Below are 14,406 nucleotides of genomic sequence, written 5' to 3'. Positions count from 1 at the left end.
AATATGAAACGTACATTTATTATGATGCTGGATTCATTTGGTGTTGGTGCTGCAACTGATGCTGATAAATTTGGCGATGTCGGTTCAGACACCTTTGGCCATATTGCAAAAGCATGTGCAGAAGGTAAAGCAGATATTGGCCGTCAAGGTCCACTAAAATTACCTAACTTAGCAAAGTTGGGCTTAGGCCATGCAGGTTTCGAAAGTACAGGTAAATTTGCAGATGGCTTCGGTGATAACGTTGAGCTCATCGGCGCTTATGGCCATGCAGACGAACTAAGTTCAGGTAAAGATACGCCGAGCGGTCATTGGGAAATGGCAGGTGTACCGGTTCTTTATGAGTGGGGCTATTTTTCAGATTTAGAAAACTCATTCCCACAAGAATTGACTGATAAAATCCTGGCTCGTGCAGGTTTAACTGAGTTTTTAGGTAATTGTCATGCATCAGGTACTACCATTCTTGAACAGCTTGGTGAAGAGCATATGCGCTCCGGTAAGCCTATTTTCTATACTTCAGCTGACTCGGTATTTCAAATTGCCTGTCATGAAGAAACGTTCGGTTTAGAGAACCTATACCGTTTATGTGAAATTACTCGTGAAGAGCTTGAGCCTTATAATATTGGCCGAGTGATCGCCCGTCCATTTGTTGGTACTGGTCCTGATGATTTTGCACGTACAGGTAATCGTCGCGACTACGCTGTTGAGCCACCTTCAAAAACCGTGCTAGATAAATTAGCTGCTGCAGGTGGTGAAGTGGTTAGCGTTGGTAAGATTGCAGACATTTACGCTCATTGCGGTATTACTCAAAAAGTGAAAGCGACAGGCCTTGAGGCGCTATTTGATGCGACACTTGAGCAAGTTAAACAAGCGGGTGATAACACCATAGTGTTTACCAACTTCGTTGATTTTGACTCTCACTATGGTCATCGCCGTGATATCGCGGGTTATGCCAAAGCGTTAGAGTATTTTGACCAACGCTTACCTGAATTATTAGCACTGTTAAATCCAGAAGATTTAATTGTGTTCACAGCCGATCATGGTTGTGACCCAAGCTGGCAGGGAACAGATCATACTCGTGAACGTGTGCCTGTATTGGCTATGGGGGCAGGTTTAGCTGCTGGCTCACTCGGTCGTCGTAACAGTTTTGCTGATATTGGTCAGTCAATTGCTAGTTACTTTGAACTTGAGCCGATGGAATATGGTAAATCTTTCATTTAACAATAAAAGATTATTATCTTCTAACGCTATTTTGTTAATAAATATAGTAGAATCGCACTGAGTAATTAAGGGGATGACTTAATTACTCATATTAAAGATTTAATATAAAAATATAGGGGTTTTTCATGGCTACACCACATATTAATGCTGTTGAAGGTGCTTTTGGCGAAACAGTTTTATTTCCAGGCGATCCATTACGTGCAAAATACATTGCTGAAACGTTCTTAGAAAATGTTGAGCAAGTGACTGACGTTCGTAACATGTTCGGTTTTACTGGTACTTATAAAGGGACTCGTATCTCTGTTATGGGTTCAGGTATGGGTATTCCTTCATGTTCAATTTATGCTCACGAGCTAATCAAAGAATACGGTGTTAAAAACCTTATTCGTGTTGGTACTTGTGGTGCAATCAGCACAGACGTTAAAGTTCGTGACGTGATTATTGGTATGGGTGCATGTACTGATTCACAAGCTAACCGTCTTCGTTTTAAAGGCCAAGACTTCGCAGCTATCGCGGACTACGGATTAATGAATGCTGTTATTGAATCAGCTAAAACACACGGTACTAAAATCCGTGTTGGTAACGTTTTCTCTGCAGATTTATTCTACACTCCAGATCCTTCAATGTTCGATACAATGGAAAAAATGGGTGTATTAGGTGTCGAAATGGAAGCTGCCGGTCTTTACGGTGTTGCACACGAATTAGGCGCTAAAGCGTTATGTGTTGTTACTGTTTCTGACCACATCAGAACCGGTGAAAAAACATCATCAGATGAGCGTCAAACTACGTTCAACGATATGATTGTGATGACATTAGATGCTGCTATCACACTTTAATTTATTTTAAAGTTTTATAAAAAGGGATAACAGTGATGTTATCCCTTTTTTGTTGTTTAAAAGAGTTAAGATAAAGCCAAATAGCTTACTTTGGCTCGGCTTTATCTTTCTGCTCTTCTCTTGATTTAGCCGCGCTAGATGAGTTAGACGCTTTCGGTGATTTAGAGGCTTTAGGCGATTTAGAGGCTTGCGCTTTGGCACCTTTATTTTTCGTATCAGTAATCGTTTGGCTACCTTGATTCATATCTGTTAGCTCTTGATATTCAATTTCGGCCAATTCAGTATCACTGAGTTCTGCATGTTCATCTGAGGGGATGTGGTCTTTTAGAACTTCTCTGCTATCCATACCATCATCCATGTCATCATCTATACCATCGACAGAGTCACTTTGATTTAGCTGTAATAAATGACTGTTCTTTCTTCCTTGTTTAGCTCGGGTTTTACGTCGGTCAAAGTCAGCTCGTTTAAATGACAGGGCGCGAGAGAGAAGCAAGCCTATAATTCCAGCCACAATTAACATGGTTTGTTGTAGCTTCATATTTTCTTGATACAAGGTTTTGATTTCGTCGAAGAATATTCGCAAGTTTACCCGTACTTCAATGTAGCCTAGGTTGTTGTCCCCTTGGAGTACATTTTCAATCATTGGCGGATAAGGCGAGAGTAACTCTTTAAGTTCTTCATCATCGGCATCAAATGCTTCTTCGCTGACCGATTGAGCGAAAGCAAGCCTAACGCCTTGAGCATCATAAATGTGGACGGACATGACTTTTGGGTCATCAATGAGGGCATTTGCAAGCCACTGTAGCTGTTCATCATTTTGTAAAAACATCGCTGGCGCCGCACCATTTGCCGCTTGTTGGGCCAATAGTCTTGCCATAATCTGCGTTTGCGAATTGAGCAATTGTTGCCCGTTGTTGAGGCTAGATTTCCATAAATGAGTTAGCCCAATTAACAAGATTATCGCAATTACGATTTGAATTAATCTGCTGATCTTTTGACTTTTCTTAAGACCTTTAACAAAAATCACTTTAATCCTTGGTGTTTTTTCTATTTAATTAATACTAATCGAAATATTTAATTGTAGATAGTCGCAATCATTGAGGAAATGCAGTCGATGGAAAGTCAGAAAAACTCTAATGCTCTAACCTGGTTATTTTCAGGGGAAGATGGCTCTTTTTCTCATGGTGATTTTAGCTTAACTCGCTACTTTGAAGACGAATTTCTCAATAATATCCAAGTTAAACAACCGCATCGGTTTCGGGTCATTTTTGATGAGGTAGATTTTGATGCTGTGTCTTCGTGGTTGAATCATCTTAATCAGGATTGTTCGGTGGCTGTGTTAATGCGCCATAACGAGCTGAAAGGGTTTGAGATCGCTTCATCCTCTCGGTTAGCGCAATTAATTGAATGCTTTCCTATTGACAGTAATGCCGAGCTATTTGAAGTCACACAAGCATTGCCGAGTATATTTAAACCGGGCTTATTGGTGATGGATATGGACTCGACTGCGATTCAAATTGAGTGCATTGATGAATTGGCCGCGATGGCTGGAGTTGGTGAAGCTGTTTCAGAAGTCACAGAAAGAGCAATGCAAGGTGAACTTGATTTTGAAGAAAGTCTTCGTCTTCGAGTAAGCAAGCTTGCAGGGGCGAGTGACAGTATTATTAATCAGCTTTGTCAGGATTTACCGCTAATGCCTGGACTTGAGTCTATTGTGGCTGAATTAAAGCCTAATGACTGGAAGCTAGTGCTAGCATCAGGTGGATTTACGCCGTTTGTTGGCCACTTAAAAGACTTACTGGGGTTAGATGCTGCCTATGCTAATGAGTTAGTCATCGAAGATGGAAAGCTAATAGGAGAGGTGACTGGTGAGGTTGTCGATGCGCAATTTAAAGCCGATGTGATAGATAAAAGCGCTGCTAAATGGCAAATAGCTGCAGGTCAACGAGTGGCTATTGGTGATGGAGCCAATGATATTCCAATGGTTAAGGCGGCAGATTATGGTATTGCGTTCCATGCTAAACCTAAGCTATTAGCAGCTTCAAATGCGAGTATACAGCGATTAGATTTGCGCTGTTTAGTATTCCACCTTCAAGGTTAACTCGCCACTAGGGTAGCCTGCTTAGCTGGAGGTTAACCAGGTGAGGTAGTTAATTTTAAAACCGCATTACAGTTAAGCTGTAATGCGGTTTTTGTTGGCGTATAGAAAGCACTGAACCGTCGCTTATATTATTGATTAGATTTTTTACTCTAATTAACTTGAAGTTAACATTTAAGCTGTTTAACCTAGGTATATTCCTTTCTGCTGATAAAACATACCAATACCAATGAAGCAAGAATCTCACTTTCTGCCATATCGTGATGGCAAGTTACACCTTCGACATATCAAGCCCTCTATGCCAATTACTTCACGAGAACCTATACTGATGCTTCACGGCGCGATGTCGAACGGACGGGTTTTTTATAGTCCATCAGGGCGAGGTCTTGCCTGTTATTTGGCAGAGCAGGGCTATGATGTTTATGTACTTGATACTGCAGGAAGAGGCTTGAGTGAGCCTAGAATTAATGCTGCATATTCTCTGGGACAAACAGAGGTGATTTTGGAGCAAATCCCTTTAGCTCATCAATTTATCCTATCCCAAACTGGCGCGGATAAAGTGCATTGGTGCGCTCATTCATGGGGGGGCGTATTAATGGCGAGCAGTTATATACGGTTTGAGTCATTACGCCCTGAGGTTGCCTCATTTGTGACTTTTGGTACCAAGAGAACCATTAAGGTTAAATCATTAAGAAAAACGATGATGGTGGATGTATTTTGGAACAGACTTGCTCCATTAATGACGCAATATCAAGGTTACTTAGCGGCAGATAAATACCGCATAGGGATGGATAATGAAAGCAGGCAATCATTATTACAGACGATTGACTGGGTAGGTGGTGATTGGGTAGACGCTGAAGATCACTTCGATTATTCTGAAGCGGTTAAAGGTATCAGCTGGCCGAAAAGCTGGTTTATCGCTGCTCAAAAAGATTACGTACTAGGAAACCCTAGAGACGTAAAAGACATGATGCTTGAGTGTGGCTTAGAAAACGCTGATTATACACTCTTGTCAAAACGAAAAGGTTTTAAGCGTGACTATACTCATGGAGGAATGCTGACTGATAAAGTGGCTGTTTTGGATCACTTTCCATTAGTGAGCGATTGGTATAATCGATTTTAAAAACATAAAAAAAATACCTATAAAATAATAACGTTATTATGCTTGTGATAGGCGGGGTTTGACGGCTAATCTTCTAGTAAATGCAGCTCTGGAAACCTGACCTCGACTTCTGCTGTAATATCTAACAGTTCACCACTACCAATAATTCGCCATAAACGTTCCTCTAAGGCTTTAGCTCTATGGCTGGCATGGATAGTAATGTATTCCATTTCACGGCGAATATAGCTCATATCAGGTTTTTCTGTTGCGCCCAAATAAATCCTCAATGCCATAAACTTGCCTACAGCTTGTGCATGACTAATAAATTTTATTTGTGCACTGCGATGGCTAAAATCACTGACTAACTGTGATTGAATGTTAATTGCTCCTCGACCTTGCCTTGATATCTGCAGAAAAACCTCAAAGTACTGCATGCCGTCTATGGGCTTCATTGATCTGACAGGATCAATAATGAGCTGTTTAAACTCGGTTTCATTAAACAATGGCGTGAGGTTGAAGCTGAGTGGTGTAGTTGAGCCCGCTGCAAATAAATGACTAATATCGTCGGTTTTGGTGCCAATTCCAATGCAGGCTAATTGAGCTGACTTTTTCGTTTTTTCAACAAAGTAAGGCACACTGACTAATTGTCGAAGCAATAAGTTTTTCATCCCATCAGCCAGTTCTTTTAGCTCGCCCTCATCTTCTGAAAGCTGCTCAAATTTATCTCGGTTATGGTTGATTAGTTTATTGAGAAACTCTACTCCTTGGTGAGGTTCATGACCGATTAATGCAGATAAATGTAAAGTTTGCTGTTTCTTATTACCTTGAGTACGGGCACGAATAAGTCGATATGGCAGTAGGCTTAATTGCATTTTTCCAGCGATTTCCTGCAATTTAGGAAAACTCAATATGACATCTGTAGCACTGCTAAACTGAGTATCATCCTCTAAGGTAAACTGGATACCACGTGATGAGATATCATGGGAAATACCTCGAGACTTCTTACCATTATGCTCAATTTCTATAATGGTTTTAAAGGCAAAGCGTGCTTCTCGTCTACGCTCGCTGAAAGGCATTGATAATCTTTTTATCGTATTTTTAGTCAGTTTCTTTTGATTAAAGATTTTAAGTTGATTGACGTTATCGCCTTCATTAAACCAAGCTCGATAGTTTGGTCTAATATCTTCATTTGTTAAGTCTATAAGCTGTAATGTATAGGCAAAACGAGCCAGTTGTTGCTCTGTTAACGCTGAGTATTGCTGTTCATCACCAGGCAATGTCGAGGTTTTATAATTAAGCTTATGATCTACCTTTTGTTGGCATACTTTAAAAATTCGCCAGCTGGATTTAGAGGCCCCAAAACCGAAAAACAGCTGCATAGCCTGATGCTTTTTTAGTTCATGTAAGGTGGCTGAAAAATACTGAGTAATGCCTTTATTACTATGGGTAAAACAAAAGAATAGACTGTGATCTGCTTTATCAGGCGACTTGATTAAGTTAACTAATCGATTATTGGTGAGGAAGTTAGGTAATTGGTTAACTTCGTTTTCGTCAATAAAATACTGCAATATAGGCTGGTTGCCACGACTGAGTAACTGATGACTGATAAATGGCTTCCCATTTTCAACAGACAGATACAGCGGCATGTGTGACAACATAGGTAAATAGTGACGCTCAAACCCTAAGCCGGTGGCATTGACGATGACATCATTGACATCAACTTTGTAGCGAAACTTGTAACCGCGAATGAGCTGACTGAGTAGTTTGTCTAATTCTTTGCTATCACCAAGACGTTTAAGGCGCATGATGGCGCTGTCATCTTTATTTTGTATATCAACAATTTGATAATCTACACCATGTTGTAAATCTTCGAAAAAGAACTCTTCATTAAGCTCAAGTAGTTTTACTCTGAGTGGTTTATCTTGGTCAAAGCGATGTTTGACGGGTAAACGAACTCTAGCGCCACCCACGGACAAATCTAAACTGGCACCTAAGACTTCGCCGCCGCCATCTTGTGATGCAGAAATACGAATGGAATAATTCATTCTCTCTTCGCTGCGACTGAAGTAACTCCCTAATACAACACCAGGGACGATGAGTTCAGATAACTCTTCAGTGGGTTCTTGTTCTGTTTTGCGAAGGCTTTCTTTGCGAACTTTGTGTTGGCTCAGGACATGCTCGTATACGCCAACAGTATATTTATTACGGTATAGTCCAAGAGCTTGAACAAGGGAAAGTTTAGCGGGCTCATCAAGAAAATGACGCTGTTTAGCAACGGTCACTTCTTCACATTGAAGTTCAGATTTATCTCGTAAATCAATAATTCGGGTGCAACTGGCTGAAAGGCGGTTGAGCTCCATTTTAACTAAAAAGCGAGTAGAGTTAGACTCATCGATGGTGAGTTTTTCAAAGACCTCTTTGAAGTCGGGCTCCATTAATAGTGGCTTGAGTTGTTCTATTAGCTGACTATGGTCTTCTATGCTCATTAGCTCTTTTCAGTTTAGATACGAGATATAGGTGATAAATATAAGCCTGACTGTTAATCTTATCGGCCTAAAGTAAGCTTACTTTATATAAATTTAAATTATGTGCCTGTTAAAGCAAGTAAGATAATCATTAAAATATATTATAAATGAATTGATAATTCATTCATTATCAAATTGGTTAACTCTAAACGAAATGACATTGAAGCATGGCAAAAAATAAAACAGCGTTTGTATGTAATGAATGTGGGCAAGATTTTCCACGATGGCAAGGGCAATGTAGTGCATGTCAGGAGTGGAATACGATTTCTGAAGTGCGTATTGCAGCAGTTAAATCTACAGCAAACTCAGTGGCGGGTTACGCAGGCTCTGTTGGTGGAGGTTCAAAAAAGCTCGGTGAAGTTGAAGAGTTTGAAGCCGAGAAAAAATTAACGGGTATTGGTGAATTAGATCGAGTGTTATGTGGGGGGCTCACGACCGGCTCTGTCAATATTATTTCAGGCGATCCAGGCGCGGGTAAGACCACATTATTGTCAGATCTGATTGCAAGAATGTCTCAAAGTATGCCATCACTCTATTGTACTGCTGAAGAGTCGTTATCCCAATTTAAGAACCGAGTTAATCGGTTGAAGCTTAATTATAACGAAGATAACTTGTATTTAATGGCTGAAACCAGTGTCGAAGCGATTATTGCAGAACTTGAAGCCAAAAAAGTTAAATTTGCTGTGATTGATTCGATACAAGCTGTTGTGTCAGAAGCGGCGAATGGCAGTCCAGGTTCGCCTTCACAGGTTAAAAGCAGTGCCCAAGCCTTAACACAGTATTGTAAGCAAAATAATGTGACCATGTTTTTAGTGGCTCACGTCAATAAAAATAATGAAACAGCTGGGCCGCAAACACTGATTCACATTGTAGATTGTTTGACTCATATTGAATGTAATGATGGTCAAATCAGAACCCTACGTGCGAATAAAAACCGATTCGGTGATGTTGATACCGTGGGTATTTTCAAAATGACCGAACGTGGCATGATAAGTGTTGATAATCCGAGTGAAATCTTCTTATCTGGGTCAACAACCAATTCTCCTGGGGCTGCCATTACCTGTATTCGAAAGGGGAATCGCAACCTTTTACTTGAGATTCAATGCCTAACAACTGAAACAGAAGGCGAATTTCCTCAGCGAGTCTGTGTCGGTTTAAATATGAACCGAATTAAAATGCTCACTGGCGTATTACGTAAACACACTAAAACCAAAATTTATCACGATACTTATTTTAATTTAGTCGGTGGGTTAAAAATTGATGAGTCAGAAACCTGTATTGATTTAGCGCTGGTGACAGCACTCTTAAGTAGCTTGAATGATTTTGTGGTACCAAGAACCACATGCATTATGGGCGAACTCAGTTTAAACGGTGATGTTAGGCCAATCGACAGCGGTGTACCGCGTGTTAAAGAGGCGGTACAACATGGCTTTACAGAGGTGTTTATTCCGCATCGTAATTATCATAAATCGATGGAAGGTTTAGGCGCTAAAATTCATCCGATTAAAACCATTCATGAATTACTTGAGTTAATTAATTAGTTGGTTTTATTGCTTACGCTATTGTCAGCATGAGTTGACAATAGCGTTGAGCGGTTTAATCGGAAAAAACTAGAAAGTTTAAAATTAACAAAGGTATAATCTTTCATTATTTGTAACGTTAAGCCTCATTCACCCAATCTCATCACATTTAAAATGGAATATAGCAGTGTTTATTCGATTTAAAGTCAGTTTATTATTGTGGTGTGTCTTCTCAACAAGTGTGTTCGCTAAAGAGTCCACTCCTCAAGTTTTGCGCTTATATCAGAATGAGTTTCACTTTCAGTACCATATCGAATTATTAAAAATGGCATTGGATAAAACGGCTGCTGAATACCCTGAAGCTAGAGTACAGTTTACCGAGCAAGTTACCCCTGGTCGCGGTTTAAAGATGTTGGAGCAAGGCGAAGTCAATGTCGCTTTTCTTGCTTCAAGTAAGCAACGTGAAAAGATGTTTATTCCCATAAAAGTCCCATTGTTGCAAGGCTTATTAGGGTATCGGTTACTGTATATTCATCAAGATAATCAAGATAAATTTAAGCAAGTTAACAGTGCAAATCAGCTAAGTCATTCATTTGTTGCTGGCTTTGGCTCACATTGGGCTGATTTAGACGTTTTACGCCATAACGAGTTGCCAACGCAGGAAGTTGGCACCGCGAAAAGTTTGTATCGTATGTTACAAGCGAAGCGTTTCGATTACTTCCCAAGAGGGGTGAGCGAGATTTGGGCTGAAAAGAAAAGGCTAGGCCCTGATTTGCCCGATCTCATTATCGAACCTAACTTAGCACTTGTTTATCATTTGCCTATGTATGTGTTTGTGAATAAACAGAATCCAGAGTTGGCGGAGCGGATTGAGAAGGGCTTACAAAGAGCCATTGAAGACTTATCGTTTCAGGAGTTATTTTTAAAATATTATAGTGACGCTATTTTAAAGGCGAAATTACCCCAGCGAACAATTATTCATTTAGAAAACCAAGATTATCTTAGCGAAAAACCTATCGATTCAAGCTGGTGGCTATAACTGACATTGAGTCACAGCTAGATTAAGCATCGATAAGTTGATTCTTGATAACTTGATGCATTGAGTGTTTACCTACACATAGGGATGCTTAATCTAGATGCAGTAACTGTGCTAATTCTCTGTGCAATAACTCAGCATCACCAATGTTCAACTCTATGATTCTTTTTAAATGGCTAATGCTATCAAGGTCAATGTGCTGACACTCTAGCCCAAGTTGTTGGCTTTTATGATGCACGAGTACAGTATCCATATTCAGGACGATATCAGATTCAGGCAGTAAAAAGCTTAAGCCAATTTTTTGTCCTAACGTGAGGGATAAGGCTTCTGGCTCTGATACTAATGCGCCATTAATACTGAGATCTAATATATTGGTACGATAGGTTTTATCGTTAAAACTGAGGGTGGCTGTCGCGGCAAACAATGTGCGAGTGTATTGTCTTCTTTCATCCATAAAATGTTACCTAGATTGTCACTCGATTTAAATTGAATAGGGAAGGAAGGGTTAATTTCACCATTCAAATAACCACTTAAGAATACGCTATCTGTATTTGATTGCCAATATAAGTCAGTTGTTATAAGAACCAACCTGATTAAAAATAACGCATTAAAAAAGGAGCATTCAGCTCCTTTTTAATGTTGAGTAAAATAAATTACTCAATGAGTTTACTGAATTACACTAGATGAGTAAATGAGCACAAAGTGCAATGACAGGCAGTGTAACGAGTGTACGTAGAATGAATACTACAAATAACTCAAAGAAGTTAACTGGGATTTTGCTTCCAATTAATAACGCACCGACTTCACTCATGTAGATTAATTGTGTGACTGACAAAGCCGCAATCACAAAACGCGTTAAATCAGATTCAATAGAGCTTGCTAAAATAGATGGCAAGAACATATCAGCAAAGCCGACTACGATTGTGGTTGATGCGACATCAGCTTCCGGAATTTGCAGTAGTTCTAACAGTGGAATAAACGGCATACCTAAGTATTCAAAAATAGGTGTGTTTTCTGCAAGTATAAGGGCAATAGTACCAATGGCCATTACTACTGGGATAATACCGAACACCATATCCACGACATTTTTTACGCCTTCACGCAGTACATGTTTAACGCCGCCAGCACGAGATGCTTTATTGATTGCTTGCTCAAATCCCCACGACATAACCCCATGACCTTTAGGGATCATTTCATCATCAGGATGACGAGGTGTGTTATCTATGTATAAATCTTTTTTCCATGACAGTGGGGGTAACTTAGGAACCACTACAGCTGCGACAAAACCTGCTAAACATACTGTTAAATAAAACGGTACAAAAAGGTGTTCAAGTTTGACTTGAGAGATAACGACTAAGCTAAAGGTAATCGAAACAGCAGAAAAGGTTGTACCGATGACAGCGGCTTCACGCTCAGTATATAGGCGTGTTTCATATTGTTTGTTGGTCATTAAAATGCCGACACTACCATCACCTAGCCATGATGCCATACAGTCGATTGCACTTCTGCCAGGTAAGTTAAAGATAGGACGCATTAATTTAGTCAGCATGGTTCCGAAAAACTCGAGCAAACCAAAATTTAATAATAACGGCAGCAACATACCTGCGAAAATGAACACAGAAAATAATACAGGTAGCAAGTCATTAAGGACTAATGCACCAGTATCTGCAGAATAGATAACTTCGGAGCCAATCTCTAAATAAGTTAATACAATGAATATTGCACCTAAAATACGAACAACTAACCAAAAAGGTGACACATTGAGAAGGGTATTAAGAAAAGGCTTTTCTAACACCAACTTAGGCTTAAGTAATTTACTGATTACCGAAATGATAGCCATAAACACGACAATACAAGTTACCAATAAAGGCAATACGTCGGCAAAATGGCTTTGCACTGCTTTGGAAACAATAGCAATTGGAATCGTAATGGCGCCGTTATAACTGATAGGCGTCATGAATAATAACAAGCCTAGCAGTGACGGTATGACAAAGGTCAATATTGTCTTAATGTTGTATTTTTGTTTTTCTTGAGTCACTTTTTATATGCCTTTGCAACTGGCCAAATAAGCTTGGCTGATTGTGTCTAACCGTCCAGTGGGAAAAATGCTGAATGTCCATTCAGAAGTAATAAAGCGAGGCAAGGGTACCTGCTTATCTAGTCTATGTAAAACTATTCACTTTGGCGAATAGTTATTGAGTTATTTTGCTTATCTATATTCTATAGGGTTTGGCAATAAATGCACGTAATAATTTGTTTGTAATCATAATGTTAGTTGGTTGTTGTTGTGTGTTTCGGTCTTTGTTATTACAATTATTAAGGTGCTTTGTTCGATTGTACATAGCAGAGTACTGTTGTCGTCATATGAATGAGTTACTAAACATTAGATGTGCATAGCGGTTTTATCAATGTAGATTCAGTATGATAAAGCAAACCATATAAGGAAATTTGACTGTTGTGATATTAAGTAAACGAGAAAAAATCGCCAGATTAGCTTACCTGTTTGGTTTGCTAGGGTTGCTTGGCCTTTTTCTTGGTATTAGTTTATCGGTATTGATGGAATATATTCAATTTGGCGATCAATACAGTTTACTGCAATTTTCTATCAGTGAACTCGGCACCTACAATCGTTCTTCTAGTGCGTTATGGATCAACGGAGGGCTGTTTTTTGGTAGTTTAAGCCTGACAATGAGTTGTTTATTTGGCTTACAGTTAAGTCGACGTATTTCCAGCGGACTCTTTTGGTTTTCACTCATCGTGACGTTTATTGCTTTAGCTGCAACGGGCTTATTTCCGCTTAATGTGTTTCATTTACACATCAAAGCTGTGTCTATCTACATTTACTTTGGTTTATTAGCTGCGACTTTTTGCTTTATAGAGTGTGCTATTGAGCGAAGGATTCGCTTGTTCTTACCACTGGTGTTGAGCTTTGTTATTGTGCTCATTCATGGCAGCATTTTAGCTCATGAATGTTGGCGAGAGAGCTTAGGCTTAAACCCGATTTCAGATGGTGAATTATTTCAGGCGATAGTGTCCCAATCGCCGAAACCTGATATTTGGTGGCTATCCATTTTATTCTGGTGCAGCATTGTCACTATGTGGTTATGGATATTGAGTATATGTCGCTGGTACTTCTTGCCCCTGCAACAGGGGCAATTAAGCAAGTAAACTACACTACACTTGTTGTAATCCTGCTTGACCAAACCAATAGCCATTACAGGCATTAACGTTCGAAGATGTGGTCTTATTGTCTGCTTCAGCGCTGTGGTTTTTAAGGTGGCTAATTAAGCTCACTAATTCATCGGCTCGCTTAATATCGTGAATATCATTGGGTGAGACCCTAAAGAAATTAACGCCCATTGCTATCATATCGGCTATTTCAGAGGTTAAGTCCAAATGAGCTGCTGATTGAGTTTGAATTCCGTTTAGACGTAATAGACTTTGCTGCTCTTGAGTTTGCGCCAAAATGCCTTTCGGATGCTGGCGGCATATTGTCTCGCAGTTATCTTTACTTAACCCGAAATGTTTAGCGGTAAAACAACGAGCAGAATGCGCCAATGGAATATACCCATATCCAGTCACTTCAACTTCAAACCCAGGCCTATTAGGATGATTTAATACTGTATCTAACCAAGCTTTAGACAGTTCAAATGGCATAACAAAACGACTCATTCCCATTTTATGCAGTATATCTAAGCTGGCTCGGTTGTAGTTGTTGATTGATGGGCCACAGATAAATGGCAAGTTTGCTTGTTGTGCGATTTGAATCGCAGCCATGTCATTTGCTTCGATGCTGAACTCACCATTATCGACATACTTTTTTAACTCGGTCAGCTCCGACTGAGCTTCAATTAATGCCATGGTAGATAAAATGACATTTTTTCCGTGAGCGTTAAGCATGGTTGCCAGTTCAATGTAATCATTGAATTTGAGTAATCTTCTGCGACTGCAGACGGTTTCACCAAGGTAAATGGTATCTATGCGACTTTGAGCGGCTTGCTGGTAAAAGTCATCTACTGCGGTTTTTTCCCAACAATAATTAATTGGTGCGAGTGAAATTTTCATGAATTC

General features: G+C 39.7%; 12 protein-coding genes. 7 read left to right on the top strand and 5 right to left on the bottom strand.

The genetic code is table 11. The features are described from left to right. Positions 1 to 3: 3 nt before the first annotated feature. Both A9267_RS06585 and deoD read left to right on the top strand, forming a co-directional pair. Positions 4 to 1,218 (top strand): phosphopentomutase, encoded by a 1,215-nt coding sequence (locus tag A9267_RS06585; RefSeq protein WP_065108651.1) that lies wholly within the window; start codon positions 4 to 6, stop codon positions 1,216 to 1,218. 125 nt (positions 1,219 to 1,343) lie between these two features. Further along, positions 1,344 to 2,054 (top strand): purine-nucleoside phosphorylase, encoded by a 711-nt coding sequence (gene deoD / locus A9267_RS06580; protein ID WP_055023726.1) that lies wholly within the window; start codon positions 1,344 to 1,346, stop codon positions 2,052 to 2,054. A gap of 85 nt (positions 2,055 to 2,139) precedes the next feature. On the opposite strand, the gene A9267_RS06575 is transcribed toward deoD, so the two are convergent. Beyond that, positions 2,140 to 3,081: an AhpA/YtjB family protein gene (locus tag A9267_RS06575; protein WP_082972232.1), complete on the bottom strand. Its 942-nt coding sequence runs from the start codon at positions 3,079 to 3,081 to the stop codon at positions 2,140 to 2,142. Positions 3,082 to 3,168: 87 nt separating this feature from the next. On the opposite strand from A9267_RS06575, the gene serB reads away from it, so the two are divergent. Together serB and A9267_RS06565 are read left to right on the top strand one after the other, a co-directional pair. Further along, positions 3,169 to 4,155 carry a phosphoserine phosphatase SerB gene (gene serB, locus A9267_RS06570; RefSeq protein WP_065108650.1) on the top strand — a complete coding sequence of 329 codons (987 nt, stop codon included), beginning with the start codon at positions 3,169 to 3,171 and terminating at the stop codon, positions 4,153 to 4,155. A 226-nt stretch (positions 4,156 to 4,381) separates the two neighbouring features. Then, complete coding sequence (locus A9267_RS06565; RefSeq protein ID WP_065108649.1) at positions 4,382 to 5,275, top strand: alpha/beta fold hydrolase; 894 nt, start codon at positions 4,382 to 4,384, stop codon at positions 5,273 to 5,275. Positions 5,276 to 5,340: 65 nt separating this feature from the next. Here A9267_RS06565 and A9267_RS06560 read toward each other — a convergent pair whose 3' ends face one another. Then, a complete protein-coding gene (locus tag A9267_RS06560) occupies positions 5,341 to 7,740 on the bottom strand; it encodes a PilZ domain-containing protein (protein ID WP_065108648.1) in 2,400 nt (799 codons plus the stop codon). 206 nt (positions 7,741 to 7,946) lie between these two features. Here A9267_RS06560 and radA point away from each other — a divergent pair, with 206 nt between their 5' ends. Together radA and A9267_RS06550 are read left to right on the top strand one after the other, a co-directional pair. Continuing rightward, positions 7,947 to 9,320 (top strand): DNA repair protein RadA, encoded by a 1,374-nt coding sequence (gene radA / locus A9267_RS06555; protein WP_065108647.1) that lies wholly within the window; start codon positions 7,947 to 7,949, stop codon positions 9,318 to 9,320. A gap of 166 nt (positions 9,321 to 9,486) precedes the next feature. Continuing rightward, the gene (locus A9267_RS06550) at positions 9,487 to 10,338 is read left to right on the top strand and encodes a transporter substrate-binding domain-containing protein (protein WP_082972230.1); all 852 of its coding nucleotides are present in this window, start codon (positions 9,487 to 9,489) and stop codon (positions 10,336 to 10,338) included. A gap of 88 nt (positions 10,339 to 10,426) precedes the next feature. Here the strand turns inward: A9267_RS06550 and A9267_RS06545 are convergent, their stop codons facing one another. Next, the gene (locus A9267_RS06545) at positions 10,427 to 10,789 is read right to left on the bottom strand and encodes a PilZ domain-containing protein (protein ID WP_055023732.1); all 363 of its coding nucleotides are present in this window, start codon (positions 10,787 to 10,789) and stop codon (positions 10,427 to 10,429) included. 225 nt (positions 10,790 to 11,014) lie between these two features. Continuing rightward, positions 11,015 to 12,292, bottom strand: a complete 1,278-nt coding sequence (locus tag A9267_RS06540) for a YjiH family protein (RefSeq protein ID WP_119968521.1) — start codon at positions 12,290 to 12,292, stop codon at positions 11,015 to 11,017. Between the two features lie 500 nt (positions 12,293 to 12,792). Between A9267_RS06540 and A9267_RS06535 the strand changes: the two genes are divergently transcribed. After that, the gene (locus A9267_RS06535) at positions 12,793 to 13,503 is read left to right on the top strand and encodes a hypothetical protein (RefSeq protein WP_065108644.1); all 711 of its coding nucleotides are present in this window, start codon (positions 12,793 to 12,795) and stop codon (positions 13,501 to 13,503) included. A 6-nt stretch (positions 13,504 to 13,509) separates the two neighbouring features. Here A9267_RS06535 and A9267_RS06530 read toward each other — a convergent pair whose 3' ends face one another. Beyond that, a complete protein-coding gene (locus A9267_RS06530) occupies positions 13,510 to 14,400 on the bottom strand; it encodes a U32 family peptidase (RefSeq protein ID WP_065108643.1) in 891 nt (296 codons plus the stop codon). Positions 14,401 to 14,406 lie beyond the last annotated feature (6 nt).

It is taken from the genome of Shewanella sp. UCD-FRSSP16_17 (assembly GCF_001675935.1).
In the GTDB taxonomy this organism is placed as follows: domain Bacteria; phylum Pseudomonadota; class Gammaproteobacteria; order Enterobacterales; family Shewanellaceae; genus Shewanella; species Shewanella japonica.
Note: the sequence above shows the minus strand (reverse complement) of the source record. Positions and strands in the feature narration are given on the sequence as shown.

Excerpts from the sequence above, each read along its gene's own strand:
- A9267_RS06585 (WP_065108651.1), top strand. The coding sequence starts at position 4 with ATGAAACGTACATTTATTATGATGCTGGATTCATTTGGTGTTGGTGCT.
- deoD (WP_055023726.1), top strand. The coding sequence starts at position 1,344 with ATGGCTACACCACATATTAATGCTGTTGAAGGTGCTTTTGGCGAAACA.
- serB (WP_065108650.1), top strand. The coding sequence starts at position 3,169 with ATGGAAAGTCAGAAAAACTCTAATGCTCTAACCTGGTTATTTTCAGGG.
- A9267_RS06565 (WP_065108649.1), top strand. The coding sequence starts at position 4,382 with ATGAAGCAAGAATCTCACTTTCTGCCATATCGTGATGGCAAGTTACAC.
- A9267_RS06560 (WP_065108648.1), bottom strand. The coding sequence starts at position 7,740 with ATGAGCATAGAAGACCATAGTCAGCTAATAGAACAACTCAAGCCACTA.
- radA (WP_065108647.1), top strand. The coding sequence starts at position 7,947 with ATGGCAAAAAATAAAACAGCGTTTGTATGTAATGAATGTGGGCAAGAT.
- A9267_RS06545 (WP_055023732.1), bottom strand. The coding sequence starts at position 10,789 with ATGGATGAAAGAAGACAATACACTCGCACATTGTTTGCCGCGACAGCC.
- A9267_RS06540 (WP_119968521.1), bottom strand. The coding sequence starts at position 12,292 with ATGACGCCTATCAGTTATAACGGCGCCATTACGATTCCAATTGCTATT.
- A9267_RS06530 (WP_065108643.1), bottom strand. The coding sequence starts at position 14,400 with ATGAAAATTTCACTCGCACCAATTAATTATTGTTGGGAAAAAACCGCA.